Origin of the sequence: Streptomyces sp. NBC_01244 (assembly GCF_035987325.1) — a bacterium.
In the GTDB taxonomy this organism is placed as follows: domain Bacteria; phylum Actinomycetota; class Actinomycetes; order Streptomycetales; family Streptomycetaceae; genus Streptomyces.
In genome coordinates this window covers 2,522,641-2,549,515 of sequence record NZ_CP108488.1, presented here as the reverse complement: position 1 = coordinate 2,549,515, position 26,875 = coordinate 2,522,641, and the positions used below count along the sequence as shown (strand labels likewise).

At 74.1% G+C, this 26,875-nt stretch carries 21 protein-coding genes, 1 pseudogene and 1 riboswitch; of the genes and pseudogenes, 12 read left to right on the top strand and 10 right to left on the bottom strand.

All coding sequences use genetic code 11. From position 1 onward, the window contains the following. Window positions 1-21 precede the first annotated feature (21 nt). The 7 genes from OG247_RS11230 to OG247_RS11200 all read left to right on the top strand — a co-directional run bounded on the left by OG247_RS11230 (window position 22) and on the right by OG247_RS11200 (window position 7,278). Window positions 22-1,026, top strand: coding sequence for a hypothetical protein (locus OG247_RS11230; protein ID WP_327252100.1), 1,005 nt, complete (start codon window positions 22-24; stop codon window positions 1,024-1,026). Between the two features lie 125 nt (window positions 1,027-1,151). Beyond that, window positions 1,152-2,498: a sensor histidine kinase gene (locus OG247_RS11225; RefSeq protein ID WP_327252099.1), complete on the top strand. Its 1,347-nt coding sequence runs from the start codon at window positions 1,152-1,154 to the stop codon at window positions 2,496-2,498. Beyond that, window positions 2,495-3,304 (top strand): response regulator transcription factor, encoded by an 810-nt coding sequence (locus OG247_RS11220; RefSeq protein WP_327252098.1) that lies wholly within the window; start codon window positions 2,495-2,497, stop codon window positions 3,302-3,304. Before OG247_RS11225 ends, OG247_RS11220 begins: the two co-directional genes overlap by 4 nt. Window positions 3,305-3,366: 62 nt before the next feature. After that, on the top strand, window positions 3,367-4,821 hold the full coding sequence (locus OG247_RS11215; protein WP_327252097.1) for a penicillin-binding transpeptidase domain-containing protein: 1,455 nt from the start codon (window positions 3,367-3,369) through the stop codon (window positions 4,819-4,821). Between the two features lie 51 nt (window positions 4,822-4,872). Next, window positions 4,873-5,367 (top strand): GNAT family N-acetyltransferase, encoded by a 495-nt coding sequence (locus OG247_RS11210; RefSeq protein WP_327252096.1) that lies wholly within the window; start codon window positions 4,873-4,875, stop codon window positions 5,365-5,367. 58 nt (window positions 5,368-5,425) lie between these two features. Next, a complete protein-coding gene (locus tag OG247_RS11205; protein ID WP_327252095.1) occupies window positions 5,426-6,136 on the top strand; it encodes a DsbA family oxidoreductase in 711 nt (236 codons plus the stop codon). Window positions 6,137-6,219: 83 nt separating this feature from the next. Continuing rightward, window positions 6,220-7,278, top strand: coding sequence for an aminotransferase class V-fold PLP-dependent enzyme (locus OG247_RS11200; protein WP_327252094.1), 1,059 nt, complete (start codon window positions 6,220-6,222; stop codon window positions 7,276-7,278). Between the two features lie 92 nt (window positions 7,279-7,370). Here the strand turns inward: OG247_RS11200 and OG247_RS11195 are convergent, their stop codons facing one another. Continuing rightward, window positions 7,371-8,459, bottom strand: a complete 1,089-nt coding sequence (locus OG247_RS11195) for a pyridoxal-phosphate-dependent aminotransferase family protein (protein ID WP_327252093.1) — start codon at window positions 8,457-8,459, stop codon at window positions 7,371-7,373. Between the two features lie 134 nt (window positions 8,460-8,593). Between OG247_RS11195 and OG247_RS11190 the strand changes: the two genes are divergently transcribed. After that, window positions 8,594-9,709, top strand: a complete 1,116-nt coding sequence (locus tag OG247_RS11190; RefSeq protein ID WP_327252092.1) for an amidohydrolase family protein — start codon at window positions 8,594-8,596, stop codon at window positions 9,707-9,709. A 342-nt stretch (window positions 9,710-10,051) separates the two neighbouring features. Further along, a complete protein-coding gene (locus OG247_RS11185) occupies window positions 10,052-10,951 on the top strand; it encodes an SCO1860 family LAETG-anchored protein (protein ID WP_327252091.1) in 900 nt (299 codons plus the stop codon). Window positions 10,952-11,065: 114 nt separating this feature from the next. On the opposite strand, the gene OG247_RS11180 is transcribed toward OG247_RS11185, so the two are convergent. Next, complete coding sequence (locus tag OG247_RS11180) at window positions 11,066-12,316, bottom strand: CapA family protein (protein ID WP_327252090.1); 1,251 nt, start codon at window positions 12,314-12,316, stop codon at window positions 11,066-11,068. 142 nt (window positions 12,317-12,458) lie between these two features. Then, the gene (gene cobC / locus OG247_RS11175) at window positions 12,459-13,970 is read right to left on the bottom strand and encodes an Rv2231c family pyridoxal phosphate-dependent protein CobC (RefSeq protein WP_327252089.1); all 1,512 of its coding nucleotides are present in this window, start codon (window positions 13,968-13,970) and stop codon (window positions 12,459-12,461) included. A gap of 128 nt (window positions 13,971-14,098) precedes the next feature. Here cobC and OG247_RS11170 point away from each other — a divergent pair, with 128 nt between their 5' ends. Continuing rightward, the gene (locus tag OG247_RS11170; RefSeq protein ID WP_327252088.1) at window positions 14,099-14,845 is read left to right on the top strand and encodes a ZIP family metal transporter; all 747 of its coding nucleotides are present in this window, start codon (window positions 14,099-14,101) and stop codon (window positions 14,843-14,845) included. A gap of 26 nt (window positions 14,846-14,871) precedes the next feature. Here the strand turns inward: OG247_RS11170 and OG247_RS11165 are convergent, their stop codons facing one another. The 7 genes and pseudogenes from OG247_RS11165 to OG247_RS11135 all read right to left on the bottom strand — a co-directional run bounded on the left by OG247_RS11165 (window position 14,872) and on the right by OG247_RS11135 (window position 23,818). Beyond that, entirely contained in the window at window positions 14,872-16,371 is a 1,500-nt protein-coding gene (locus OG247_RS11165; RefSeq protein ID WP_327252087.1) for a cobyrinate a,c-diamide synthase, read from the bottom strand. Then, window positions 16,365-16,964 carry a cob(I)yrinic acid a,c-diamide adenosyltransferase gene (gene cobO / locus OG247_RS11160; RefSeq protein WP_250742265.1) on the bottom strand — a complete coding sequence of 200 codons (600 nt, stop codon included), beginning with the start codon at window positions 16,962-16,964 and terminating at the stop codon, window positions 16,365-16,367. The genes OG247_RS11165 and cobO overlap by 7 nt, the downstream gene beginning before the upstream one ends. After that, on the bottom strand, window positions 16,964-19,072 hold the full coding sequence (locus OG247_RS11155) for a putative cobaltochelatase (RefSeq protein ID WP_327252086.1): 2,109 nt from the start codon (window positions 19,070-19,072) through the stop codon (window positions 16,964-16,966). Before OG247_RS11155 ends, cobO begins: the two co-directional genes overlap by 1 nt. Then, window positions 19,069-20,963, bottom strand: a pseudogene (locus tag OG247_RS11150) (cobyric acid synthase). The gene OG247_RS11155 and the pseudogene OG247_RS11150 overlap by 4 nt, the downstream one beginning before the upstream one ends. Continuing rightward, window positions 20,960-21,931, bottom strand: coding sequence for a cobalamin biosynthesis protein (locus tag OG247_RS11145; RefSeq protein WP_327252084.1), 972 nt, complete (start codon window positions 21,929-21,931; stop codon window positions 20,960-20,962). The pseudogene OG247_RS11150 and the gene OG247_RS11145 overlap by 4 nt, the downstream one beginning before the upstream one ends. A 58-nt stretch (window positions 21,932-21,989) precedes the next feature. Continuing rightward, window positions 21,990-22,079, bottom strand: a riboswitch (cobalamin riboswitch). Between the two features lie 218 nt (window positions 22,080-22,297). After that, window positions 22,298-22,519 (bottom strand): hypothetical protein, encoded by a 222-nt coding sequence (locus tag OG247_RS11140; RefSeq protein WP_243338472.1) that lies wholly within the window; start codon window positions 22,517-22,519, stop codon window positions 22,298-22,300. Window positions 22,520-22,546: 27 nt separating this feature from the next. Further along, window positions 22,547-23,818, bottom strand: a complete 1,272-nt coding sequence (locus tag OG247_RS11135; RefSeq protein ID WP_327252083.1) for an inorganic phosphate transporter — start codon at window positions 23,816-23,818, stop codon at window positions 22,547-22,549. Window positions 23,819-24,139: 321 nt separating this feature from the next. On the opposite strand from OG247_RS11135, the gene OG247_RS11130 reads away from it, so the two are divergent. Both OG247_RS11130 and OG247_RS11125 read left to right on the top strand, forming a co-directional pair. Next, complete coding sequence (locus OG247_RS11130) at window positions 24,140-25,282, top strand: alpha/beta hydrolase family protein (RefSeq protein ID WP_327252082.1); 1,143 nt, start codon at window positions 24,140-24,142, stop codon at window positions 25,280-25,282. A gap of 153 nt (window positions 25,283-25,435) precedes the next feature. Continuing rightward, a complete protein-coding gene (locus OG247_RS11125) occupies window positions 25,436-26,863 on the top strand; it encodes a hypothetical protein (protein ID WP_442813254.1) in 1,428 nt (475 codons plus the stop codon). Window positions 26,864-26,875: the final 12 nt, after the last annotated feature.

Genomic DNA, 26,875 nt, shown 5'->3' with positions numbered 1-26,875 from the left:
CGGACGCGGGACCGTTGAGTCATGACCACACGAGCCGTTCACACGCCGCGGTCACCACGACCGACGCACGACGCAGCACAGCCCTCCTCCCCCCGGCTGGGGGCCTGGCGCGGGATCCTGACCGCGGTGGCCATCGCGGCCACCCTCCCGTACCTGACGCTGAAGATCGCCTGGCTGGCCGGGAGCCACATCGGAATACCCGCGGGCAGCGTGCTGCTGGAACCCCGGTTGTTCCTCACCGTGGCGAATGCCGTCACGGTGCTCATGGACGCCAGCGTGATCGCGCTCGTGCTGGTGCTCACCAGGCCCTGGGGCAAGCGGGTGCCGTCCTGGCTGCTGACTGTCCCGACCTTCGTCGCCACCGGCCTGCTCACACCCATCGTGCTCGGGTTCCCCGGCCAACTCCTCCTGAGGGGAATGGGGCTGGGACCGGACACGGCCAAGCAGGCGGCCAATCAGCCCTTCCTCGATGACTGGGTGTTCCAGGTCGTCTATTCGGGCTTCATCCTCCAGGCGATAGCCCTGGCGGGTCTGTTCGTGCCCTATGCGCGGGAGCGCTGGGGCCGGCGCTGGCAAGGCCCTCTCGGAGCGCGGCTTCCGTCACCCACGGGGGTGGTGGCGGGAGCCGCGGCGGCGCTGGCCGTGGTGGTCGCTGGGGCGCACTTCTACTGGGCCTTCGGCGGCACGGCCGGACAGAACGCGTCGCAGATCGCGCAGTACTCCTCGGACACCGCCGTGGGCACCGCGGTCCACGGGATATGCGCGCTGACCGCCGGGGCGGGGGCGGTACTGCTCGCCAGAGGCGGGGTCAGGCGGGCCAGGTGGCCGCTGGCCGTGGCGTGGACCGGGTCGGCGGCGACCCTGTGCTGGGGGATGTGGATGCTGATCGCCTTCACGGGCGGGGACCCCGGCCCGGACGAACGGACCACCGCGGCGACCTACTTGATCTACGCTGGCCAAGTGATCACCGCCATCCTCGCAACGGCCGTCATGGGACGGTTCCTGGCCGGCCGCCGAGCGGGCTGAAGGGGGCAGGGGTGGAGCGGCGACCGGGGGCGCGGATACGGCCGCGCCGGAGGCTCCTGAGGCAGGTGGCTTCGAGCCGGGTTCATCTGAGGTGGGTCCATCTGATCCTCGGCGGAGCCCTGTTGATGCCGTACTTCCTGCTGACACAGGTGGGGGTCGGTATGGCGGCCGGCCGCAGCAACGTCCTCGGTTCCCTCCCCCTGGCCCTCGCCGCCTACGCGGCGGCCCTGCCCCTGATCGCCATGACCGCGATGGCCCCGCTGGTCAGGCCGATGTCGGTGGCCGCGGTCCGGTCCCTGTGCGGGGTGGCGGGGGAGCGGCTGGCCGAGGGACCGGCCCGGAGCTGGGCGGCCCGGGGGCGGACTGCCGCCTGGTGGACCCTGCACCTGGGGGTCGGTGCACTGGTCAGTGCGCTGAGCCTCGCGGTACCGCCCTGGGGGGTGGCGATGATTGCCGTGCCGTTCGTGAGCGCGCTACGGGAAATGCCGCTCGGGCTCGGCTGGTTCAGTACGGGCGCCGAGCCGTACGTGGCCCCCTTGCTCGGGATCGGGCTGCTGGCCGGGCTCGTGCTGTGCGCCGCCGCGGCGGGGGCGGTGCTGGCGCGGCTGGCGCCCGTACTGCTCGGGCCGACGGCGGCGGACCGGCTGGCGGCCGCCGAGGAGCGCGCCGCGGACCTGGCGGTCCGCAACCGGCTCGCGCGGGAGCTGCACGACGCCGTCGGACACGCCCTGAGCGCGGTCACCCTCCAGGCGAGCGCCGCCCGGCGGGTGCTCGACAGCGACCCCGGCTTCGTCCGGGAGGCGCTGGCCGCGATCGAGGACACCACCCGGCGCACGGTGGGGGAGCTGGACGCCGTTCTCGGCCTGCTGCGCGAGGGCGACGGAGCGGGCGCCGGAGGCCCCGGGCTGCCCGCCGCTCCGACGCTCGACGCAGACCTCGACGGGCTGCTGGCCCGCAGCCGGGCATCCGGCACCCCGATCGCCGCCCGCCAGGACCCGGGACCGGCCGGTGACTGGGGGTGGCTTCCGGCGATCGCCTCCCGCGAGGCGTACCGGATCGTGCAGGAGGGGCTGAGCAACGCACTGCGGCACGGGACGGGCCCGGTCGACCTGCGGATCCGCGTACGGGTGCGCGGCGGACACGGGGAACCCGGTGGGCAGGGGAAGTCCGGCGGGCGGGGGCGATCCGGCGGACAGGGGGAAGCAGGTGGGCATGAGGAACACGGCGGGTACGAGGAGCGCGGTGGGCATGAGGAGCGCGGTGGGCACGAGGAACTGGAGATCATCATGACGAACGATCCGGCGGCGGCGGCGGCGGCCGAGGCCGCTCCGCGGGCCCGGGCCACCGGGGGCCGGGGGCTGCACGGCGCCGCCGAGCGGGCCGCGCTGCTCGGCGGGCGGGTCGAGGCCGGGCCGCACGAAGGCCGGTGGCGGCTGCGGGCGGTCCTCCCGCTGGGCGAGGCAGCCCGATGAGGCCTCCTTCGCCGCAGCCGCAGCCGCAGCTGCCGCCCGGGGCCCCGTCCCCGGTCGTGTCCGGGACCGCGGCTGCGGAGCCGGCCGCGCCCGCGACCCGGGAGGCGACTCCGCCCGCGGCCCCGGTGGCATCCCCGGCGCCCCGCCCGCCGCTGCGCCTGGTCGTGGCCGACGACGAGCGGATGGTCCGTACCGCCCTGCGGGTCATCCTCGACGCCGAGCCCGACCTGGAGGTCGTCGGGGAGGCGGCCACGGGAGCAGAGGCCGTTGCCGTGGTCCGGGCGCTCGCCCCCGACGTGGTGCTGATGGACGTGCGGATGCCGGAGATCGACGGCATCCGGGCCACCGAGCGGATCCTCGCCACCATGGCGGAGCCGCCCCGGATCGTGGTGGTCACCACCTTCGAGAACGACGCCTACGTGTACGAGGCGCTGCGCGCGGGAGCCGCCGGGTTCCTCCTCAAGCGGGCCGATCCCGACGAGCTGACCGCCGCGGTCCGGCTCGTGGCCCGAGGGGACTCGCTGCTCTTCCCGGCGGCGGTCCGCTCCCTGGCCGCCGCCCACACCGGGCCCGGGGCGGTCCCGGCCGCCGCGCCCTGGGTCGCCCGGCTCACGGACCGGGAGGCCGACGTACTGCGGCTGATGGCCACCGGGCTCTCCAACCACGAGGTGAGCGAGCGGCTCGGGGTCGGCCCGCAGACGGTCAAGACGCACGTGGCCGCGGTCCTGGCCAAGACCGGGTCCCGGGACCGCACCCAGGCGGTCATCGCGGCGTACGAGGGGGGCTTCCTCATGAAGAAAGGCTGAGAACTCCGCCACAATCGGGGCAGAGCGGAACGGCTGGGGCGGCCGGGACGTCCTTCTGGGGGATGAACAAGACGATCAGGCGTGCGTCGGTCTTCTGTCTGCTTCTGGTGCTGGCCCTTTTGGTGCGGGTCACCTGGGTGCAGGCATATCAAGGCCAGGCCCTCGCAGACGACACCAACAACCGGCGCAACCTCATCGGGAAGTACGAGAACCCGTTGGGGAACATCATCGTGGGCGGTGAGGCGATCACCGGTTCCCAGGACACCGGCGGCAAGGACTTCCGGTACAAGCGGACCTATACGGACGGCCCGCTGTACGCGCCCATCACCGGCTACAGCTCCCAGGCCTTCGGGTCGAGCATGCTGGAGGGCGTCTACAAGAACATCCTCAACGGCACCGACAACCGGCTCAAGACGATCATGGACACGCTCACCAACAAGCGGGCCGCCCCGGGCAACGTCCTCACCACGATCGACAAGGACGTCCAGAAGGCCGGCTACGACGCGCTCCAGGGCAAGCAGGGCTCGGCCGTGGCGATCGACCCGGCGACGGGCGAGATCCTGGCCGTCGTGAACAACCCGTCCTTCGACCCCGGCAGCATCTCCGGCGCGGGCGAGGCGGAGCAGAAGGCCTGGTCGGCGCTCAGCGCCGACCAGGGCAAGGCGATGGAGAACACCGCCCTGCGCAAGCCGCAGGCGCCGGGCTCCACCTTCAAGCTGGTCACCCTCGCCGCGGCCATCGAGAACGGTCTGGTCACGAACATCGACACGCCGACCGGGATCCCCGGCGACTACACGATCCCCGGGACGCGGACCAAGCTGCGCAGCGAGGTGGACGACTCGCTCTGCAACAACGTTTCCCCCCGGACCGCGCTGAAGCTGTCCTGCAACAACGTCTACGCGGAGTTCGCCCACAAGCTCGGCCAGGACAAGATGCGCGCCATGGCGGAGAAGCTCGGCTTCAACGTGGTGCAGAAGACCCCCGTCTGGACCAGCCCGTCCAGTAAGTACCCGACGAAGAAGATGTCGGTCGACCAGGTCGCGCAGACCGGTATCGGCCAGTTCGACGTCCAGGCCACCCCGCTGCAGATGGCGATGGTGACGGCCGCGATCGAGAACGGCGGCAAGCTGGTCTCCCCGCACGAGGTCTCCGAGGTCACCGACTCCAACGGCAACGTGCTGGAGAGCTTCAAGGACCCGAAGTCCGCGCAGGTGATGAGCGGGAAGACCGCCTCGATGCTCCAGGACGCCATGCGGACGGTCGCCACCGAAGGCGGCGGCAAGAACGTCCAGATCCCGGGCGTCGAGTCGGGAGCCAAGACCGGTACCGCTCAGCGCGGCGTGAACAACAGCCTGCCGCCGCTGGCCTGGTACACCACGTATGGAAAGACGAACGGCAAGCAGATCGCGGTCACCGTCGTGATCGAGAACTCGGACACGGACCGCTCCGAGATCGGCGGCGGCAAGCTGGCCGCCCCGGTGGCGCAGAAGATGATGAAGGCCTGGCTGAAGAAGTAGCCCGTGGAGCGCGCCGGGAACCGGCAGGATTCCCGGCGCGTTCTCCATCCCGTGATCAGGACCGCGCAGCCCGAAGACCTCGACGCCATCGCCGCCCTCCACACCCGGGCCCGCGCCACCTACTACCGGGGCCGGGTACCCGAGGAGACCTACGGCGGCGCCGCCGAACTGGCGCGGACCCGCGAGGGCTGGTCCCGTGCGGTGGCCCGGTCCACGGCCGACGGCGGGGTGCTCTGCGCCGAGAGCGGCGGCGAGCTCACCGGGGTGGCGGCCTTCCGCACCGCCGACGGCGAGACCACCCTCACCCAGCTGCACGTGGACCCCGTCCACTGGCGCCGCGGCACCGGGGCGGCCCTGCACGCCGCCTGCCTCGACACCTGGCGCCGCGCGGGCGTCCGCAGGGTCCGCCTGGAGGTCTACGAGCACAACCTCCGCGCCCAGGCCTTCTACGCCACCCGTGGCTGGCTCCCGGACCCCGTCGGCGCCCGGGCCGCGGGCTCCCACCGCATCCTGTGGCTCACGGTGGAGGACCCGTCCGGGGAATGAGACGCGGGCGCAGATGGTTGAACACGGAACAGTTGATTCCGTGGAGGGAAGAAGGAACATGCGCGTCGAGATCTGGAGCGACATCGCCTGCCCGTGGTGCTACATAGGCAAGGCCCGGTTCGCCAAGGGGCTGGCCGGCTTCGCACACCGCGAGGAGGTCGAGGTGGTCTACCGCTCCTTCGAGCTCGACCCGAACGGCCCCAAGGGCCAGGTGGCGCCGGTCGTGGAGATGCTGGCCAAGAAGTACGGCCGCACCCTCGACGAGGCCCGCGGCATGGAGGAGCACGTCGCCGCGAGCGCCCGCGCCGAGGGGCTGACGTACCGCACCGAGGGCCGTGACCACGGCAACACCTTCGACATCCACCGCCTGCTGCACCTGGCCGCCGACCGCGGCCGTCAGGAGGAGCTGCTCGACCTCGCCTACCGCGCCAACTTCGGCGAGGAGCGCTCCGTCTTCGACCCCGAGGTGCTGGTCGCCCTCGCGGTCGAGGCCGGACTGGACGAGGCGGAGACCCGCTCGGTGCTGGCGGACGGGTCCGCGTACGCCGCCGAGGTGCGGGCCGACGAGCGCGAAGCGTCCGAGCTGGGCGCGAACGCCGTACCGTTCTTCGTGCTCGACCGCAGGCTCGGGATCTCCGGGGGTCAGCCCGCCGAGGTGTTCACGCAGGCGCTGGAGCAGGCCTGGGCCGGTCGCGAGGTCCTCGCGACCGCCGCCCCCGAGGGCGAGGCGTGCGAGCCCGACGGCGCGTGCGCGGTGCCGCGCCCGTAGGGCGTGGTCATAAGTAATCCTTTGGTGTAGAGCGTGGAACTCGTCAATGGACTTTGTGATGGTCCTGGCGCAGAGTGAAGGGCATGGACCTCTCTGCGCCCGGGACCGTCCGCGACGAGTTCGCGCACTCCATCACCTATCTCAACACCGCCAACTACGGGATCCTCCCGCGAGCCGCCGTCGCCGAGGTGCGGCGGCTCGCGGAGGCGGCGGGGGACGGACTCCCGGAAGGCTTCGGCGACTTCGGCCGCGTCGAACGGGTCCACGCGTCGTTCGCCCGCCTCGTCGGAGTCCGTGCGGACCGCGTGGCCGTCGGCTCGGCCGTCTCCACCCACGTCGGCCTGGTCTCCGCCTCCCTCCCGGCCGGATCCGAAGTCCTGTGCCCCGAGGGGGAGTTCGCCTCGGTCATCAACCCCTTCGTGGTCCGCGACGACCTCAAGGTCCGCTTCGCCCCGCTGGAGTCCCTCGCCGAAGCCGTGGGCCCGGACACCGCACTGGTCGCGCTGAGCGCCGTACAGTCCGCCGACGGGCGTACGGCGGACCTGGAGGCCGTCCGCGCCGCGAGCGCCGCGCACGGGGCGCGGATGCTGGTCGACGCCTCCCAGGCGGCGGGCTGGCTGCCCTTCGACGCGAGCCCCTACGACTACACGGTCACCGCCGGGTACAAGTGGCTGCTCGCCTCGCGCGGGGTCTCCTACCTGACGGTCTCGGAGGAGGCGCAGGACTCCCTGACCCCGCTGCACGCCGGCTGGGTGGCGCTCGCCGACATGTGGGACGCCATCTACGGCCCGCTGCGGGAACTGGCCCACGGAGCCCGGCGCTTCGACGAGTCCCCGGCCTTCCTGGCCTACCACGCCGCCGAGCCCTCGCTGGCCCTGCTGGAGCGGATCGGCATCGACGCCGTCCACGCCCACGACACCGCCCTGGCCACCCGCTACCGCGCCGGCCTCGCCCGCCTGGGCCACGAGCCCGTCCCGGGCCGATCCCCGATCGTCTCGGTGCCGGGCCTGGCCGGCCGTCAGGGCGCCCTGCTCGCCGCGGGCATCTCCACGTCCGCCCGCGCGGGAACCCTGCGGGCCTCCTTCCACCTCTACAACACCGAGGCGGACGTGGACCGGCTGCTGAACCTCCTGGAGGGCTGATCCCGGACGGGTGATCCCTGACGGACCGACGGACGGACGGACCGACGGACGGGAGGGAGGACGGGTGGGCGGGCGGTGGCCGTCCGTCCGGCTCAGGCTGAGGGCAGGGCCGCCGACCAGGCCGAGCCCGCCGCCGCGAGGGCACCGGCCGGGTCCAGGGACAGCGCCGCGGCCAGGGCCGTCAGGCCGGCGCCGACGGCGTCCGGGGAGGCCGCCGTGCCGTAGTGGTTGACCCGGACCATTTCCCCGGCCGGCGCGCCGCCGCCCGCCGCGAGGGGGGCCGCCGGATCCGCCGCCAGGGCCTTCGCCACCACCAGGGAGGCCTCCGGGACCCGCAGGGTGGTGGCCACCGGGGCCGCCGCGGCCTCCCGGCCGACGTACGGGGCGATGCCCAGCGCCACGGCGCCCGCGCGGGTCGCCGCGGCCGCGGCCGAGTGACGGGCCGTCACCGCCGGCAGGCCCTCGGCCGCGATGCGGTCCAGGCAGGCCTCCAGCGCCAGCATCTCCAGCTGCGCCGGCGCGTGCGGCAAGGCCTTGCGCCCGCCGTCGATCCAGCGCTCCTTCCAGTCCAGCAGGGAGAGGTAGGAGCGGCGCGGCGCCGAGGGGTTCTCCGCGAAGCGGGCCCAGGCGCGGTCGGAGACCGACACGGCGGAGACGCCCGCCGGTCCGCCCATCGCCTTCTGCGCGCCGATCACGCACAGGTCCACGCCCCACGCGTCCGGCAGCAGCGGCTCCGCGCCCACCGAGGCCACCGCGTCCAGCATGAACAGCGCCCCGTGGGCCCGTACGGCCTCGCCGATCTCCGCCACCGGGTTGGTGTTCCCGGTGGCCGCCTCCGCGTGGACCAGGGAGACGAAGTCGATCTCCGGGCGCTCCGACAGGGCCCGGTCCACCTGGGCGGCGGACACGGCCGTGTCGAAGGGGACCTCCAGGTCCACGACGCTCGCCCCGCAGTCGCGCAGCCAGTTGCCGAAGGTGGTCCCGTAGGGGCCGGTCACCACGTTCAGCGCGGTCGAACCGGGTCGCGCGCCCGACCGGATGCACCCCTCCAGCGGCAGCAGGGCCTCGCCCTGGGTGATCACCACGTCGGCCCGGGTCCCGAGCAGCTCCGCGACCCCCCGCTCGATCGACGCGAAGCGCGCGGCGGTCAGGGGCGGAAGGTCCAGGAGGGGGTGGGTCACGGCGCCGCTCTCTTCGTTCTCTCGGTCCGGGGTCGTTCTCCCGGGGCGGACCGCCCATGCGGTCCCGGGGCGTTCGTCCGGAAAGGTCCGGACCGACCTGGAGAGCCTACCGAGCCCGCGCATAGAGTGCCGCCATGAGCGACGAGGTCAAGGGTGACAGCGCGAGTTCGGGGCCGCTGCACGTCAAGGGGCGGGTACTGGTCGGACCCGAGGAGGTCCGCGACGAGCTCTGGGTGGTGGGCGGCCGGATCTCCTACGAGCGTCCGCGCGGCGCCGGGGAGGTCACCGAGGTCACCGGGTGGGTGCTGCCCGGACTGGTCGACGCGCACTGCCACGTGGGGCTCGACGCCCACGGGCCGGTGGACGCGGACACCGCCGAACGGCAGGCCCTGGCCGACCGGGACGCCGGCACCCTCCTCATCCGCGATGCCGGATCCCCGTCCGACACCCGCTGGATCGACGGCCGCGAGGACCTGCCGAAGATCATCCGGGCGGGCCGGCACATCGCCCGCACCCGCCGCTACATCCGCAACTTCGCCCACGAGATCGAGCCCGCCGACCTCGTCGAGTACGTCGGCCGCGAGGCCCGGCGCGGCGACGGCTGGGTCAAACTGGTCGGCGACTGGATCGACCGCGAGGCCGGGGACCTGGCCGCCTGCTGGCCGCGCGCCGAGGTCGAGGCCGCCATCGCCGAGGCCCACCGGCTCGGGGCGCGCGTCACCGCGCACTGCTTCGCCGAAGACTCCCTGCGCGACCTCGTCGAGGCGGGCATCGACTGCGTCGAGCACGCCACGGGGCTGACCGAGGACACCATCCCGCTGTTCGCGGAGCGCGGGGTGGCCATCGTCCCGACCCTCGTGAACATCGCGACGTTCCCGAAGATGGCCGCGGGCGGCGAGGCCAAGTTCCCGCGGTGGTCGGCGCACATGCGCAGGCTGCACGAGCGCCGCTACGACACCGTCCGCTCCGCCTACGACGCGGGCATCGGGGTCTACGTCGGCACGGACGCGGGGGGTTCCCTGCCGCACGGCCTGGTGGCGGCCGAGGTCGGCGAGCTCGTCAAGGCCGGGATCCCGCCGCTGGAGGCCCTCTCGGCGACGGCCTGGGGCGCGCGCGAGTGGCTCGGCAGGCCCGGCCTGACCGAGGGCGCGCCGGCCGACCTGGTGGTCTACGAGGCCGATCCGCGGGCCGACGTACGGGCGCTGGCGCAGCCGCTGCGGGTGGTGGTGAACGGCAGGGTGGTGGCCTGAGGGCCGCAGGGGCGCGCGGCGTGGGGCCGCGGGGGCCTGGGGTCGCAGGAGCGCAGGCGTACGGGAGTTGACGTGGCGTGACGTCGGTGGCCGCGCGGTCGTTGTGCATGCCCGGTGGGGGTCCCGGCGGCCGGGTTTCCCGGGACGGGAGGGAACTCCCGTTCCGGTTGGGGCGTGTCTATTCGAACCTATGCCTGGAAACCACCCTTTGGGGTGAACTCACGCCGGGTTCACCCCTGTTCACTCTCAGTGCGTAAAGATTCCGGGGTCGAGGCCGTCGGCGCGCGCAATGTCCCCCATTGGCGGCGCGACGGCTCCCATCTCCCTGGGGGTTCCACCACCTTGAACAGCAACACCTTCCGCATGCCCGCGGCCGCGCTCGTCGCCACGGGAGCGGTTGCCCTGCTTACCGCCCCGCCCGCCTTCGCCACCGGATCCCACCCGGCTCAAGGCAAGGCGAGCGCCGTCGTCCTGCGCACCACGCTGGACGTGGGCCTGCTCAACAAGACCGTGCACGTCCCGCTGAAGGCGACCCTCAACGAGGTCAGCGCCCCGGCGGACGCTGAGAAGACCGCGCTGACCGTCACCCTCGACGGGGTCGAGGGCGGGCGGCCGGTGAGCATCCTGCGCGCCGACGTCGCCACCTCCAAGGCCACCGCCGACTCCGGCCGCGCCGCGGCGGAGGCCAACCTCGCCAAGGCCCGGGTCCACGTACCGGGCCTGCCCCTGCTGTCCCTGATCCAGGTGGAGAAGGTCAGCTCCAAGGCCGTCTGCGAGGCGGGCAAGAAGCCGGTCGCCACTTCCAACGTCCTGGGCACCGTGACCGTCCTGGGCAAGAAGGTCACCCTCTCGGCCGGCGGCCCCACCAAGGTCGAGGTCCCCAAGGTCGGCGTGGTGAGCCTGGAGCTCTCCGCCGCCGAGACCACCTCCACCACGGCCGCCGCGGCCGCGCTGCGGCTCAAGGTGTCGGTGAACCCGCTCGACCTGAACGTCGCCCAGGTCGAGGGGGAGATCGTGCTCGCCGAGGCCCGCTGCCAGTCCCCGGCAGCCCCCGCCCCCAGCGCCAGTGCTTCGAAGCTGCCCGACGTCAAGCCCCAGACGGGAACCGCGGGCGGGAGCCAGGCCGGCCTCGCCGAGACGGGAGGCGGCTCGCTCACCCCGTTCGTGACGGGCGGTGCGCTGCTCCTGCTCGGCTTCGGCGCCGCCGCGCTGGTCGTGACCCGGCGCGGCAGGGCCTCGTAGGCCGGGGCCGGCCCGGGGCGGGTCCTTCGGGCCGAACCGGGCCCGCACCGCCCGCCGCCGCACCGCCCGCCGCCGCACCGCCCGCCGCCGCACCGCCCGCCGCCGTGCCGCGTCCTACTCCGTCGCGCGCGTCAGTCCCTGCTCCCCGGCGCCGCGTGACATCACGGCCTTCGTCACCTCGCGGTCGGCGGCGGCGTACGTGCTGTCGGCGGAGGAGGCGGCCGCCTCGCAGGATGTGCAGACGACCCGGAACGGCGGCCGCATGTCCGAGAACTGCGTGAGGTACTCGGCCTTCACCACCTCCCAGCGGCCCGGATGCGCGGCCGCCGGGGCGAAGGTGAAGCGGGGGACCGAGGACATGTTGCCGCGGGCCTTCTCGGCCTCGTAGAAGCTGGCCACCTGGTCGCCCATGCCGTACACCACCCAGGTGCCGTTGACCTTCTCGTACGGCTGCGGCACGTGGTTGTGGGTACCGAGGATCAGGTCGATGTCGGGGAGGCCGTCCGCCCCGCGCGAGGCGGTCAGCGTCCGGGCCAGCTCCAGTTGCTGCTTGTCCGGGGCGGTCTGCCACTCGGAGCCCCAGTGGACGCTGAGGAGGACGACGTTCGCGCCGGCCGCGCGCGCGGCGCGGGCGTCGGCGATGATCCGGGCCGGGTCGATCAGGTTCACGGCCCAGGGCTTGCCGTCGGGGAGCGGGATGCCGTTCGTCCCGTACGTGTAGTCCAGTTGCGCGACCTTGGCCCCGCCGGCTTCGAGCAGGGCCGGAGCCTTGGCCTCCTCGGCGCCGCGGGCCGAGCCGACGTGGCGGATGCCGACGCGGTCGAGGTGGTCGAGGACGCGGACGAGGCCGTCGTACCCGTCGTCCAGGGTGTGGTTCGAGGCGGTCGAGCAGCTGTCGTAGCCGGTGTCCTTGAGGGCGTCGGCCAGTTGGTGCGGGGCCTTGAAGAGGGGGTATCCGGTGTAGGGGCCGCCGGGCCGGCCGTACGGTATCTCGTGGTGGCATATCGCCAGGTCGGCGGCGGAGACGATGGGCTTGACCCCGGCGAGTATCTTCCGGAAGTCGTAGCCGCCCTTCTCCGCGGCGTCGTCGGCGGCCCGCTGGATGATCGACGGGTACGGGATGATGTCGCCGGTGCCGACGAGGGTGAACGGCTTTCCTCCGGGGACGGCCGATGCCGTGGCCGTCGCCGTGGGTCCGGCCGCGGCCTCGCGGCTCGGACTCGCCGCCGCCCCCGGCTTCGCCCCCAGCCGCTGTCCGGCTGACGCGCCGCCGTCCCGGCCGGCCAGGTGCGTCACGCCGTAGGCGGCGCCTCCCACCACGGCCAGCCCGGCCACGGCCGCGCCTATCTTGCCGGCTGTCTTCATCCCCGTACCCCCCGGTGTCGCATGGTTGCCGCCTGCGGAAATGGTCGCGCACCGGCACGGGCGTTGCCATGCGCGACCCGCGGAAACGCGCCGTTGGGGTGATGGGTCCGGTGATCGGGCGGGTGCGTGGCCGGGTGCGAGCTCAGCGCGAGCTCCGGGTGCCGGCGAGGGCGAGGTCGAGGGCCTGGAGGAGGCGGCCCGTCGTCGCGCGGTCGCGGACCGCCAGCCGCAGCCAGGAGCGGTCCAGCCCCGGGAAGGTGTCGCCGCGGCGCACGGCGAAGCCCAGCGCGCGCAGGCGGGTGCGGATCTCCGCCGCGCCCTCCACCCGGATCAGCACGAACGGCCCCGCCGCCGTCCCGGCCACCGAGATCTCCTCGAACTCCGCGAGCCCCGCGAGCAGGTGCTCGCGGTCCACCGCGATCTGCCGGGCCGCGGCCTCCGCCTCGGCCAGCGCCGCGGGGGAGACGCACGCCTCGGCCGCCACCAGCGCCGGCGTGGACACCGGCCACAGCGGCTGCGCCGCCGCCAGCTTCGCGATCACCCCGGGCTCGGCCAGTACGTAACCGATGCGCAGTCCGGCCAGGCCCCAGGTCTTGGTCAGGCTCCGCAGCACCACCAGGCCCGGTACGTCCGTCCGCCCGGCCAGCGCCTCGCGTTCGCCGGGGACCGCGTCCATGAAGGCCTCGTCGACCACCAGGATCCGCCCGGGCCGGGCCAGCGCGGCCAGGGTCGCCGCGGGGTGCAGCACCGAGGTCGGGTTGGTCGGGTTCCCGACCACCACGAGGTCGGCCTCCTCGGGTACCGCCGCCGGGTCCAGCCGGAAGTCGTCCGCGGCCCGCAGCACCACCCGCTCCACCCGGTGTCCCGCGTCGCGCAGGGCCGCCTCCGGCTCGGTGAACTGCGGATGCACCACCACGGGCCGGACGGCGCCCAGCGCTCGCGCGATCAGTACGAACGCCTCCGCGGCGCCCGCGGTCAACAGCACCCGCTCGACCGGCAGCCCGTGGCGAAGGGCCACGGCCGCACGGGCGGCGCGGCCGTCGGGGTACGCGGACAGGACGTCGAGCGAAGCCGCGATCCGGTCCTTCAGCCACTGCGGCGGGGTGTGGGACCGTACGTTCACCGCGAGGTCGACCAGCCCCGCACCCCCGTCCGAGACCTCCGCGTCCCCGTGGTGGCGCAGGTCGTGCGTGTGGGCCGTGGCGACGGCGCAGGTGGCCGCCACCGACCGCCGCTTGGGTACGAGGAGTTCCCCGCCCCCGGCGAGCGCGGCGGCCTCCGCCACCGACGCGGTGCCGGCGGCCTCGCGGGCGGCGTCCGAGGGGTGCGGTACCGGGATCGCCGCGAGCCGCTCGGCGGGGTAGCTCAGCAGGGGCACGCCGAAACGTTCCGCCGCACCCGCTATCCCCGCCTCCAGGACCTTGCCCTCCACGGTGGCCAGGGCCGTCACCGACTCCGACGCCAGGCCGGCACCGCGCAAGGTCTCCTCCACCAGCGCGCACACCTCCGCCACGGACACGCCCGCGCGGCCACCGACCCCGACGACCAGTTGCGTCGCGTACTCGCCCAACAGGTTCACCCGTTCTCCGTCGTCGTGTTCGTGGTGCGGATCGCGCACGTGTTCGCGCTCGTGTTCATGCGCGTGTTCGTGCATGGTGCCGTACGCGTGCGCGAAGGCTCAGTGCGCCGGGACTTCGGGTGCGGCCGGCCCGTCAACCATCCGTGCTCCGCCACCTCGGCGCGGAAGTGCGCGGGCGGCGCGGAGTCGGTATGCAGGGGCACATGGCCGTGATCGTGGCGTTGGGCGCGTTCCTGATGACCCTGGCAGGCGGATGGACGGCGCAGCGCGTCACCGACCGCCGCCACCTCGTGCTGGGCCTGGCCGGCGGGCTGATGCTCGGCGTCGTGGGCCTCGACCTGCTCCCGGAAGCCATGCACGCGGCCGGCGACGAACTGTTCGGAGTCCCGCTCGCCCTGCTGCTCTTCGTCGGCGGGTTCCTCGCCGCGCACTGCGTGGAACGGGTCCTGGCCGTCCGCCAGGCCTCCCACGGGGCCACGAACGGCGACGGGCAGCCCGACCCCGGGGAACGGGTCCCCCAGGTCGGCCTGACGGCGGCGGCCGCCATGGTCGGCCACAGCCTCGCCGACGGGGTGGCCCTCGGCGCCGCGTTCCAGGTCGGCGGGGGGATGGGCGTGGCCGTGGCGCTGGCCGTCATCACCCATGACTTCGCCGACGGGTTCAACACGTACACCCTCACCCGGCTGTACGGGAACGCCCGCCGCAAGGCCCTGCTCATGCTCTTCGCGGACGCGGCGGCCCCCGTCGTGGGCGCCGCGTCCACCCTGCTGTTCACCCTTCCGGAGGAACCGCTCGGGGCCTACCTCGGCTTCTTCGGCGGCGTCCTGCTGTACCTGGCCGCCGCCGAGATCCTGCCCGAGGCCCACCACAAGCACCCCGCGCTGTCCACCCTGATGTGCACCGTGGGCGGGGTGGCGGGGATCTGGCTGGTCGTGGGCCTGGCGGAGTGACCGGACCGGCCCCGGGCGTCTCCGGTTCACCGATGCGCTGCCGCGGCCTCGGCGAAGCGCAGGGCCACGGACGGCTCCGCCGCCCAGTGCGTGTGCAGGTAGCTGGCGTGCACTCCGTCCGCCACGAAGCCCTCGATCCGGCGTTCCGGATGCGTGAAGCCCCACGCCGGTGAGCCGCCGGCGCCCGGCTCGATCACCGTCCGGTGGAACTCGTGCCCGCGCAGCCGGGTCCCGGCCGCCGCGAGGACGCTGTCGGAGACGGCGACCGCCTCGCGGTAGCCGAGCGTGAGCCGCTCCGACATCCGCGCATCGGCGTCGAGCACCCCGCACATGGGCTTGCCGTCCAGCGACCGGGCCAGGTACAGCAGCCCCGCGCACTCCGCCGCCACCGGGCCGCCGGCCGCGGCGAAGGCCGCGACGGCCTTGCGGAGCGGCTCGTTCGCGGACAGCTCCGGGGCGTACACCTCGGGGAACCCGCCGCCGATCACCAGGCCGGTGGTGTGGTCGGGGAGCTTCTCGTCCCGGAGGGGGTCGAAGGTGACGACCTCCGCTCCGGCGGCGGTGAGCAGTTCCGCGTGCTCGGCGTAGGAAAAGGTGAACGCGGCCCCGCCCGCAACGGCAATGACAGGTCCCCCACCCCGCCCCTTCCCGCTGTGCCGGATTGCGGCTTCGCCGCGGGCGTGCTCCGCCCGGACCCGGTCCTCAAACGCCGGACGGGCTGGAAAATCCAGCCCCGCCGGCGTTTGAGGCGCGGGGTTCGGGGCGGAGCCCCGAGTGCCCGCGAGGGCACGCTCCGGAACCCAGGCTTCGCAGTCCAGCGGCGGGGCCGTACGGGCCAGGGCCATCAGGGCCTCCAGGTCGCAGCCCGCCCGGACCTGGTCGGCCAGGGCGGCCACCGAAGAGACCGCGTCCGAGCGCCGCTCGGCGACCGGCACCAGCCCCAGGTGCCGCGAGGGCGCGGCCACCTGCGGAGCCCGCCGCAGGACGCCGAGTACCGGCATCCCCGCTTCCTCCAGCGCCTCCCGCAGCATCACCTCGTGCCGGTCGGAGCCGACCTTGTTCAGGATCACGCCGCCGAGGCGCACCTGCGGGTCGAAGGAGGCGAAGCCGTGCACCAGCGCCGCCACCGACCGCGACTGCGAGGACGCGTCGACGACCAGCACCACCGGTGCCCGGAGCAGCTTCGCGACCTGCGCCGTCGACGCCAGTTCGCCCCGCCCCGCGGCACCGTCGTAGAGCCCCATCACGCCTTCGATGACGGCCAGATCGCATCCGGCGGCCCCGTGCGCGAACAGCGGGGCCACCAGGTCCGGCCCGCACATGAAGGCGTCCAGGTTGCGTCCGGGTCGGCCCGTGGCCAGCGCGTGGTAGCCCGGGTCGATGTAGTCGGGCCCGGCCTTGTGCGGGGACACGGCGAGGCCGCGCTCCGAGAAGGCCGCCATCAGGCCCGTCGCGACGGTGGTCTTGCCGCTGCCGGAGGAAGGCGCGGCGATGACCAGTCTCGGTACGTTGAACGAGGTCACCACTCGATGCCCTTCTGGCCCTTCTGGCCGGTGTCCATCGGGTGCTTGACCTTGGTCATCTCGGTCACGAGGTCCGCGAACTCCACCAGCTTCTCCGGTGCGTTGCGCCCGGTGATCACCACGTGCTGGGTACCGGGACGGTTCCGCAGCACCTCGACGACCTCGTCGACGTCGATCCAGCCCCAGTGCATCGGGTACGCGAACTCGTCCAGCACGTACAGCTTGTGCGTTTCGGCGGCCAGATCGCGCTTGACCTGTTCCCAGCCCTCCTTGGCCGCCTGCTCGTTGTCGAGCTGCGCGTCGCGCTGGACCCAGGACCAGCCCTCGCCCATCTTGTGCCAGACGACGGAGCCGCCCTCGCCGGAGGCGCCGAGCACCTTCAGCGCGTTCTCCTCGCCGACCTTCCACTTCGCCGACTTGACGAACTGGAACACCCCGATCGGCCAGCCCTGGTTCCAGGCGCGCAGCGCCAGACCGAAGGCGGCCGTCGACTTGCCCTTGCCCGGCCCCGTGTGGACGAAGACGAGCGGGCGGTTGCGGCGCTGACGCGTCGTGAGTCCGTCGTCCGGAACGACGGACGGCTGTCCCTGCGGCATTACGCGGCCCTCCTGAGGGTCGGGGATGGGGTACGTACGTTTTTGACGAGCCCGGCGAGCGAATCGGCCCGCAGCCCGTCGAGGGTGACGGCCAGGCCGCCCAGATCGGCGGCCAGTACTCCGGCCAGGCCGAGCCGGACCGGCCCCGACTCGCAGTCCACGACCACGGAGGCGACCCCGCCGGCCGCGAGCAGCCGCGCGCTGCGCGCCGAGAGGGCGCGGGGATCGCCGCCCACGGAGCCGGCCGAGGTGGCCCGCCCGTCGGTGACGACCACGAGCAGCGGGCGCCGGCTCGGGTCCCGCAGCCGCTCGATCCGCAGGACTTCGTGGGCCTTGAGCAGCCCGGCGCCGAGCGGGGTGCGCCCGCCGGTGGGCAGGTTCTCCAGCCGGGCCGCGGCGGCGTCGACGGAGGAGGTGGGCGGCAGGGCCAGGTCGGCCGAGGCGCCCCGGAAGGTGATCAGGCCGACCTTGTCCCGGCGCTGGTAGGCGTCGAGCAGCAGGGACAGCACCGCCCCCTTGACCGCGCTCATGCGCTGCCGGGCGGCCATGGAGCCGGAGGCGTCGACGAGGAACAGGACGAGGTTGCCCTCGCGGCCCTCGCGGGTCGCCTGCCGCAGATCGTCCTTGCGGACGACCAGCCCGCGCCCGGTGCGTCCGCGCGCCTTCTGGTGCGGGGCGGCGGCGTGGACGGTGGCCGACAGGTGCAGTTTGGTCAACTGGCCGCGGGGGCGCTGGGCGCCGGTGGTGCGGCCGTGCGCGGTGCGGGCGCGCGAACGCCTGCCGGACGCGCCCTCGCCGAGGCCCGGCACGCTGAGCATCTTGGTGCGGAACGGCTCGGCGGCCCGTACGGGTGCCTGCTCGGCCGGACCGGCCGCCTCGGTCTTCTCCTGGGCGGAGGGCTGGGCCTCGGGCTGCTGCTCGGGCCCGGTCGGCGCCTCGGGTTCGGCCCCGGGCGCGTCGGGTCCGGAGCCCTGCGGCGGTACGCCGCCCTCGCCGTCGGGACCCTCGCCGTCGGGACCACCGTCATCGGGGCCGTCGTCCGTGGGCCCCTCGCCCGGACCCTCCTGCTCGGGCTCCGGCTCCGGGTCCGGCTCGTCGTCCGGGAACCCGTCGAGGATCCGGTCCAGCTTCTCCTCGTCGAGACCGGGCGCGTCGAAGGGGTTGCGGCGGCGGCGGTGGGGGAGCGCCAGCAGGGCGGCCTGCCGCACGTCCTCCTTGCGCACCTCGGTCCGCCCGGCCCAGGCGGCGAGCGCGGTCGCGGTACGGGCCATCACGATGTCGGCGCGCATGCCGTCGACCTCGAAACCGGCGCAGGTCGCGGCGATCTGCAGCAGCGAGGTGTCGCCGAGCCGCACCTGCGGGAGCAGAGCCCGCGCGGCCACCACCCGGGAGCGGACCTCGTCCTCGTCCCCGGACCAGCGGCCCGCGAACCCCGCGGGGTCGTCCTCGTAGGCGAGCCGGCGACGCACCACCTCGACCCGCTGGAGGGGTTCCCGGGAGGCGGCGACCTCGACGGTCAGCCCGAACCGGTCGAGCAACTGCGGGCGGAGCTCGCCCTCCTCGGGGTTCATCGTGCCGACGAGGAGGAAGCGGGCGGCGTGCCGTACGGAGACGCCCTCGCGTTCGACGTAGGAGGCGCCCATCGCGGCGGCGTCGAGGAGCAGGTCGATGAGGTGGTCGTGGAGCAGGTTGACCTCGTCGACGTACAGGATCCCGCGGTGCGCGTCGGCCAGCAGGCCGGGCTCGAAGGCCTTCACGCCTTCGGAGAGGGCGCGTTCGATGTCGAGGGCGCCGACGAGCCGGTCCTCGGAGGCGCCGACGGGCAGCTCCACCATGCGGGCGGGCCGCGCGGCGGCCGGTCCCGGCTCGTGGGGGCCGTCGGGGCAGACGGGGTCCGGGGCGGTGGGCGCGCAGCTGAACCGGCAGCCGGGGACCACGTCGACCTGCGGCAGCAGGGTGGACAGGGCGCGGACGGCGGTGGACTTGGCGGTCCCCTTCTCGCCGCGCACGAGAACACCGCCGACCGCGGGGCTCACGGCGTTGAGCAGCAGTGCGAGGCGCAGGTCGCTCTGGCCGACCAGTGCGGTGAACGGGTAGGGCGTGCTCATGCGGTGGCCCCTTCTTGTATGCGGGTACGGATACGAGTGCGCGGGCGGGTGGGGACGGCGGGGCCGGGTCGGGTGCGCCGCTGCGCGGGGCGAAGTCCCCGACCCCCCCTTCCACCGTTCCCCGGGCTCCGCCCGGACCCGGTCCTCAAACGCCGGACGGGCTGGATTTGGTCGGCGTCGTCCTGCACTTGACCGCCGGGGGCTGGAAAATCCAGCCCCTCCGGCGTTTGAGGAGCGGGGGTCCGGGGGCCGGCCCCCGGGAACGGCGCCGCACGAGGGAGGGGGTCCGGGGCGGAGCTCCGGGGAACGGGGGAAGGGCGGGTAGGGGACGGCCCCCGCAGGGCTGCGCCGCTCACGGCGCGCCCGGCGGGAGGAAGGGGAGGCCCGACGGGGCTCCGGTCTCGATCAGGCGGAGCAGGGCGTCCGTGTCCGCGTGCTCCTCGATCAGGTCGCCGAGGAGGTCGAGCTGCTCTTCCCGCAGGGAGGAGAAGGACGTGTCCGGGGCCGGGACGAAGCGGCGGCCCGCGGCCGAGGCGACCTCGCGGAGGAACGCCCGGCGGAAGCCGTCCGACTCCAGCGAGCCGTGCCAGTGCGTGCCCCACACCTCCCCGACCCGGCACCCGTCCAGGAAGGGGGTGCCGCCGAGGACTTCGGCCACCCCGTGGTGGATCTCGTAGCCCTCGACGGGCTCGCCCAGCGCCGAACCGACGGGCCGGGCCAGGGTCTTCTCCCGCTCGAAGCGGACCCGTACGGGAAGCAGCCCGAGCCCCGGCACGGAGCCGGCCTTCGACTCGACCTCGTCCTCGATGTGTTCGCCCAGGACCTGGAACCCACCGCAGACGCCCAGGACCGGCCGGCCCTCGGCTGCCCGCCGGACCAGTGCGTCCGCCAGGCCCCGTTCGCGCAGCCAGGCCAGGGCCTTGACCGTGCCACGGGTGCCGGGGACGACGACCAGGTCCGCGTCGGCCAGTTCCTCGGCCCGGTCCACGAACCGCACCACCACGCCCGGCTCGGCCGCCAGCGCGTCGACGTCCGTGAAGTTGGACATCAGCGGCACCGCGCAGACCGCGACCCGCAGCACGTCCTCGCCCACGGGCGGGGCGACCACGGATTCCCGTACCGCGCCCCGCAGTGCTGTGTTTTTGAAGAGGGGCCGCAGGCCGTCCTCCTCGTCGATGCCCAGCCCGTGCTGGAAGGGGAGCACGCCGTACGTGGCCCGACCGGTCAGGCCGCGCAGCATCTCCATGCCCGGTTCCAGCAGGGTGACGTCGCCGCGGAACTTGTTGACCAGGTAGCCCGCGATCAGCGACTGGTCCTCGGGGGAGAGCAGGGCCGTCGTACCGAAGAAAGACGCGAAGACCCCGCCCCGGTCGATGTCGCCGACGACGACCACCGGGAACCGCGCGGCCCGCGCGATGCCCATGTTCACGATGTCCGTCCGGCGCAGGTTGATCTCGGCCGGGCTGCCCGCCCCCTCGCAGATCACGGCGTCATACGTGCCCCGCAACTGCTCCAGGCAGTCCGTGACGATGCCGAGCAACTGCTCCTGCCTGCCCCCGTGGTAGCCGCGTGCGCTCATCTCACCCACCGGCTTGCCCAGCAGCACCACCTGGCTGCTGCGGTCACTGCCGGGCTTGAGCAGCACCGGGTTCATCAGCGCGGTCGGCTCCACGCGGGCCGCCTGGGCCTGCATGGCCTGCGCGCGGCCGATCTCGGCGCCCTCCCGCGTCACGAAGGAGTTCAGCGACATGTTCTGCGCCTTGAACGGGGCCACCTTCACGCCCTGCCGGGCCAGCCACCGGCAGATGCCCGCCGTGACCACGCTCTTGCCCGCGTCCGAGGTCGTACCGGCGACGAGGAGACCCCCGCCGCGCTTCGCTCCGCCGCTCATGCGCGCCGCCCCTTCTTCGTCTTGTCCGCCGTACGGGAGACCAGCGTCCGGGCGGCCACGCAGGCCCCCAGCGCCACCCACGTCACCTGGCGCGACAGCCGGACCGCGCGTTCGATGTCGGCGACCTCCACGGGCCGCCCGGCCGCTCCGTTGAGCACGGCCCGGTGCTCGACCCGGCCCGCGTACGCCAGGGTGCCGCCCAGCCGTACCCCGAGCGCCCCGGCGAAGGAGGACTCCACGGGCCCCGCGTTGGGGCTCGGGTGCTTGGCGGCGTCCGCGCGCCAGGCCCGTACGGCGCCCCGCCGGTCGGGCCCGGCCAGTACGGCGGCCAGGGCCGTCAGCCGGGCGCCCGGCCAGCCGGCCACGTCGTCGAGCCGGGCCGAGGCCCAGCCGTAGCGCAGGTGGCGGGGGGACTTGTGGCCGACCATCGCGTCCAGGGTGTTCACGGCCCGGAAGGCCAGCAGCCCGGGGACGCCCGCGACGGCGCCCCACACGAGGGCGCCGACCACCGCGTCGGAGGTGTTCTCGGCGACCGATTCGACGACCGCGCGGGCCATCTGCTGCTCGTCCAGTGCCTGCGGGTCGCGCCCGCACAGGTGGGGCAGCCGTTCGCGGGCCACTTCGGCGTCCCCGGCGGCGAGCGCCCCGCCGATGGCGCGGGCCTCCCGGCCCAGCGAGGTGCCGCCTACGACGGCCCAGGTGGCGGCGGCGGTGAGGGCGATGCGGGCGGCCGCGGGCCGGGAGCGCACGGCGCGGGCGCCCAGCGCGCCGACGGCGGCCGCGCCTCCGGCGCACAGCAGGGTGTGCAGGACGCCGCGGGCGCGGTCGTCGCGCCACAGGGCGCGTTCGACGGCGGCGGCGGCTCGTCCGAAGGCGGCCACGGGGTGCCCTCGGCGCGGATCCCCGAGGATCCGGTCGCCGATCAGGCCCGCCGTGACGCCGTACGCGAAGACGCGATCGGCACGCATGGTGGCAGGTATGTCCTCACTCAGGGTCCGCGCCCTGGTTCGACGTGTCCGGCGGCGAGAGTTCCTGGCTCCCGGCCGCACACGGCCAGAGGTCCGCGTGCGCCGGTGACAGTGGCGGGACCGCGCCGGATTCGCACCGGACTTCCTCTCCATGCCGCCGTAATGGCTCGGGCAGTCCACCACGCAGCGCGAAGGCCCGTCAACTCGCCGTTGACCTGCGGTGGGGTGGCGGGGGAGGGGGCGGGGTCAGGCCCGCCCGCCGGGGGGCCGGGGCGGGTCCGGGGTGGGCCCTGGGCGGGTCCGGGCATGCGAAGGCTCCCTCCGGTACGAACCCGGAGGGAGCCTTCGTACGTGCCGTCCCGCGCCTCAGGCGACGATCAGGTAGATCCCGTAGGCCACGGCCGCCGCGCAGAGCGCGAAGCAGGCGTACGCACCGCTGCGGGCCAGGGTGGCGGCGCCGCCCTGTTCGGTGGCGGCCTCGTGCTTGGAGAGCCCCATCAGACCCAGGGTGAACAGGGTCACCAGGACGACGGTGGCGGAGAGGCTGACCCCGAAGACGGAGCCGAGTGCTTCCCAGTCGATCTTCATACCGCTGAATCCTCTGTCGTTCTCGGGTCAGACCGCTGCGGCCGGAGCTGCGGGGGTCGTCGTCGCGGAGGCCGGGATGGTGGCCTTGAGGTCCTCGTCCGTCACCGCTGCGGTGCTGCCGGCGACGGCCGCGGTCGGCGGGACGCTGACGGCCGCGATGGCCGTGGTGACGACACCCGGCTCCTCGGCGCCGGCGGACCCGACCTCGTTGACGTTGGTGTGGTCGACGACCTGGCGGCGGGAGATCAGCCAGATGGCGACGCAGGAGCCGATCAGGAAGACCGTGACGCCGGCGACGCCGATGTCCCCGGTGCGCATGACCAGCTCGGCACCGGCGGCGACCAGGGCCGCGGCCGGGAGGGTCAGGCCCCAGGCGATGAACATGCGGGAGGCGGTGGACCAGCGGACCACGCCGCCCTTGCGTCCCAGACCCGAACCCATGACGGCACCGGAGCACGCGTGGGTGGTGGAGAGGGAGAAGCCGAGGGAGGAGGAGGCCAGGATGACGCTGGCGGCCGAGGTCTGGGCGGCGAAGCCCTGCTGCGGCTGCAGGTCGGTCAGGCCACTGCCCATGGTGCGGATGATGCGCCAGCCGCCCAGGTAGGTGCCCATCGCGATGGCCATGCCGGCGGAGACGATGACCCAGACCGGCGGGTTGGAGCCGGGAGCCAGGGCGCCACCGGCGACGAGCGCCAGGGTGATGATGCCCATCGTCTTCTGCGCGTCGTTGGTGCCGTGCGCGAGGGAGACGAGACCGGCCGAAGCGATCTGGCCGGCGCGGTAGCCCTTGGCCGAGGTCTTCTCGCCCATGCCCTTGCCGACCTTGTACGTGACCTTCGTGGCCAGGTACGCGGCGAAGCCGGCGACCAGCGGGGCGGCGATCGCGGGGATCAGCACCTTGGTGACGACGACGCTGCCGTTGACGGCGCCCATGCCGGCGGAGGCCACGGCCGCACCGATCAGGCCGCCCATCAGGGCGTGCGAGGAGCTGGAGGGCAGTCCGACCAGCCAGGTGACGAGGTTCCAGAGGATCGCGCCGACCAGGGCGGCGAAGATGACCTCCGGCTGGATGCCTTCCTCGTTGACCAGGCCCTTGGAGATCGTCTTGGCGACCTCCACGGACATGAACGCGCCGACGAGGTTGAGCACGGCGGACATCGCCACCGCGGTCTTGGGCTTGAGGGCGCCGGTCGAGATGGTGGTGGCCATCGCGTTGGCCGTGTCGTGAAAACCGTTCGTGAAATCGAACACGAGAGCGGTGATGATCACGATCCCGAGGAGAAGCGTTATGTGCTCCATTTACCCAGGCTTCTGTTTGACGTCAGTGGTTCGTGGACCGTAGGCAACCTGGATGAACGGAAGGTGAACTGACAGGGGTCATGCGGTGTATCGGTACGGCACCCGATCGGGACCTTCGTCCCGGGAAGGGCGTTGATATATCGATTAATGCACGTCACGGCGGGGTGTCCGCACGTTTCGGGGAGGGACTTCCGGTAGGCGCTTCCGTGCGCCGGGACCCCCGAAGAGACCTAGATCACCTCCCGTGACGCCCCTGCGGGGTGCCGACCGGAAGTCTCCCCTCCGGTGGCCCGCCGACCCGTCCGCCTCGACACTGGAGCAGTGCGTACCGCTACAGCGACGGCAGCGGCCGTCACCACGACCCTGCTAGGCGCCGGCGCGGCCGCGCTCACCGCCGCCGCGCTCGCCGGCCGGTACGCCGCCGACGCGGCCCTGCGGACCGAGCCCGGCCGTCCGCTCCCCGGCAGCCCCCGGCTCAGCGTCCACTCCGCCGCGGCCGGCCGGGTCGAGCTGACCCGCTCGCTCGCCTCCCTGCGCCCCGGCACCTACGGGCTCACCGCGCCCGGGGTGCACGCCGTGGTCGGCCCCGTCCTCCCCGGCGCCCCGCACGGCCCCGACACCGTGGTGCGCCGCCTCGTCGCCGTCACCCACGGCAGCCTCGACCCCGGAACCCGCGTCACCCTCACGCCCCAGGTCCACCTGGGCAACCCGGGCACCGCCCTCGGGCTGGACCACGCCGACGTGGACGTCCCCGGGGAGCTCGGCGCGCTGCCCGCCTGGTTCGTACCCGCGGCCCGCGACACCTGGGTGATCACCGTCCACGGGCTCGGCGCCACCCGCGAGCACCCGATGGTGGTCATGCCCTTCCTCCACCGCAACAAGCTCCCCGTCCTGGACCTCGGCTACCGGGGCGACCTCGGCGCCCCCGAGTCACCGGACGGCCTCGGCCACCTCGGCGAGTCCGAATGGCGCGATCTCGACGCCGCCATCCGCTACGCCCTGCGCTACGGCGCCCGCCGCGTGGTCCTGCACGGCTGGTCGACCGGCGCCACCATGGCCCTGCGCGCCGCCGAGCGCTCGGCGCTGGCCGACCGGATCTCCGGACTGGTCCTCGACTCGCCCGTCCTGGACTGGCACGCCACCCTGCGCGCCCTCGCCGCCGCGCGCCGCACCCCGGCCCCCCTGCTCCCGTTCGTGGTCAAGGCCGCCGAGGGCCGCGCGGGCCTGCGCGCCGACCGGCGGGCCCCGGGGTCGGATCCGGCCGCCCTGAAGATGCCCGTCCTGATCTTCCACGGCCCCGACGACGCGCTCGCCCCCTGGGAACCCTCCCGCCGGCTCGCCGCGGCCCGCCCCGACCTCGTCACGCTGCACTCCGTTTCCGGCGCCGCCCACGGAGCGATGTGGAACGCCGACCCGGCCGCGTACGAAGAGGCGCTGCGCCGCTTCCTGACCCCTCTCATGTGAAGGACCGGTTGACGGACCGTCGGACGAGTTGTCCGAAGACTGCGGGGCGGACGGGGCAGGGAGGGTGGGTTGTCCCGTTCTGTCCATGCGAGGCCTTGTGGCAATGGCTGGTTCCGTTTGGGCTTTCGGCCAGTGACGGGCGAGACTGCTCACGTGACGTCCCGAAAGCCTGATGAGCAGTTGGCTCGCGACTCCAGACTCCGACTCGTCGCCCCGCGGTCCGTGGCCACGGCCCGCAAGGCGGTGACCGACCGGCGCACCCGGACCGCCCCGCGGCCTCCGGCGGGCACGCCCGCCACGGCCGACCTGGCGAACAGGGCCCGCGCCTCCCTCGCCGACGCGGTACGGCTCGCCCGCTGGGCCGAGCTCCACCTCGGCGTGGCGGACGGCGCCGGGCCCGCCCCGGCGGGCGCCCTGCCCGCCGCCGAAGCCGAACGCGCCGCCGCCCAGCTGAGCCTGACGCCGGGCCAGATCCGGGTCGGCTGGGACCGCGCCCGGCTCGCCGGCCTGATCGAGATGCACGGCGGACACGCCCGCCCGGGCTGGCGCCTGCGCGCCTGGAACCGGGACGACACCGCCGTCCTGCGCGGCTGGGTCGCCCTCTTCGACGCCTGGTCGCTGGTCCACCCGGCCCCCGCCGACATCGCCCCCGCGGCCGTCGCCGAGGTGGTCGAGGCCATGCCCCAGCTGCTCTCTCTGCTCCAGCTCTCCGCCGGTCCCGTGACCGTCCCCGATCTGCTGGACCTGCTCGGACAGCGCGTCGCCGAACTGCGCGACGAGCGGTGCGAGGTCCCCTACGAGTCCACGGCGCAGGCCACCGGGACCCCGCACGCCGGTCCCGTGCCGGCCGCGCCGCCCGTCCCGCTCGCCCGGCTGCTGCGCTGGGCGCTCGGCGGGCTCGCCGCCGTGGACGCCGTCACCCTCGGCCCCGCCCGGGCCACCCTCACCCCGCTCGGGAGCTGGGCCGTCTGGGTCAAGCTGGAGCAGATCTGCGTCGCCGCGCAGAGCCCCGCCGGGAACATCGAACAGTCCGCCGCCGCCATGCTCCACGGCTGCGCGCGGCTCACCCCCGGCCCGGCCCGCGCCGAATACCAGGCCTGGCTCGCCGCCCGGCCCGTCGGCCACGCGGTCTCCGAGCTGCTGCACGCAGCGCGCGGCGAGGACGCCCTGCTGCGCGGGCTCGCCTTCGAAGCCCTGCGCGTGGTCGGAGCCCCCGCCGAACCGGAGGTGCGGGCGGCCTCCCGGGAGGCCGCGCTGCGCCCCTACGCCCTGCTCTGGCTCGCCGAGCACGACGGGGTCGACCCCGACGAGGCGCAGGACGTGCTCACCGCCGAGGAGCAGACCTGGCTCTGGGTGGACACCGCGGCCGCCATCGCCGACCACGGCGAAGCCGAGCTGCTGGCCCGCCACCTGGACTCGGCGGTGCGGACCACGGTCCCGCGGCTGCTCGACGAGGTCCGCGCGGTCGGGCACCCCCGCACGGTGCAGGTGCTGGTCGCGCTGGCCGCCGCCCATCCCGACCCGGCCCTGGCCAAGGCGGTGCGCCGGGCCGCCTTCCAGGTGCACACCGGCGGCGTGTAGCGCCGCCCGCGG

Bases quoted from the DNA above. Each gene is read 5' to 3' on its own strand.
- OG247_RS11230 (WP_327252100.1), top strand. From the start codon at position 22: ATGACCACACGAGCCGTTCACACGCCGCGGTCACCACGACCGACGCAC.
- OG247_RS11225 (WP_327252099.1), top strand. From the start codon at position 1,152: ATGCCGTACTTCCTGCTGACACAGGTGGGGGTCGGTATGGCGGCCGGC.
- OG247_RS11220 (WP_327252098.1), top strand. From the start codon at position 2,495: ATGAGGCCTCCTTCGCCGCAGCCGCAGCCGCAGCTGCCGCCCGGGGCC.
- OG247_RS11215 (WP_327252097.1), top strand. From the start codon at position 3,367: ATGAACAAGACGATCAGGCGTGCGTCGGTCTTCTGTCTGCTTCTGGTG.
- OG247_RS11205 (WP_327252095.1), top strand. From the start codon at position 5,426: ATGCGCGTCGAGATCTGGAGCGACATCGCCTGCCCGTGGTGCTACATA.
- OG247_RS11200 (WP_327252094.1), top strand. From the start codon at position 6,220: ATGGACCTCTCTGCGCCCGGGACCGTCCGCGACGAGTTCGCGCACTCC.
- OG247_RS11190 (WP_327252092.1), top strand. From the start codon at position 8,594: ATGAGCGACGAGGTCAAGGGTGACAGCGCGAGTTCGGGGCCGCTGCAC.
- OG247_RS11180 (WP_327252090.1), bottom strand. From the start codon at position 12,316: ATGAAGACAGCCGGCAAGATAGGCGCGGCCGTGGCCGGGCTGGCCGTG.
- cobC (WP_327252089.1), bottom strand. From the start codon at position 13,970: ATGCACGAACACGCGCATGAACACGAGCGCGAACACGTGCGCGATCCG.
- OG247_RS11170 (WP_327252088.1), top strand. From the start codon at position 14,099: ATGGCCGTGATCGTGGCGTTGGGCGCGTTCCTGATGACCCTGGCAGGC.
- cobO (WP_250742265.1), bottom strand. From the start codon at position 16,964: ATGCCGCAGGGACAGCCGTCCGTCGTTCCGGACGACGGACTCACGACG.
- OG247_RS11155 (WP_327252086.1), bottom strand. From the start codon at position 19,072: ATGAGCACGCCCTACCCGTTCACCGCACTGGTCGGCCAGAGCGACCTG.
- OG247_RS11145 (WP_327252084.1), bottom strand. From the start codon at position 21,931: ATGCGTGCCGATCGCGTCTTCGCGTACGGCGTCACGGCGGGCCTGATC.
- OG247_RS11140 (WP_243338472.1), bottom strand. From the start codon at position 22,519: ATGAAGATCGACTGGGAAGCACTCGGCTCCGTCTTCGGGGTCAGCCTC.
- OG247_RS11135 (WP_327252083.1), bottom strand. From the start codon at position 23,818: ATGGAGCACATAACGCTTCTCCTCGGGATCGTGATCATCACCGCTCTC.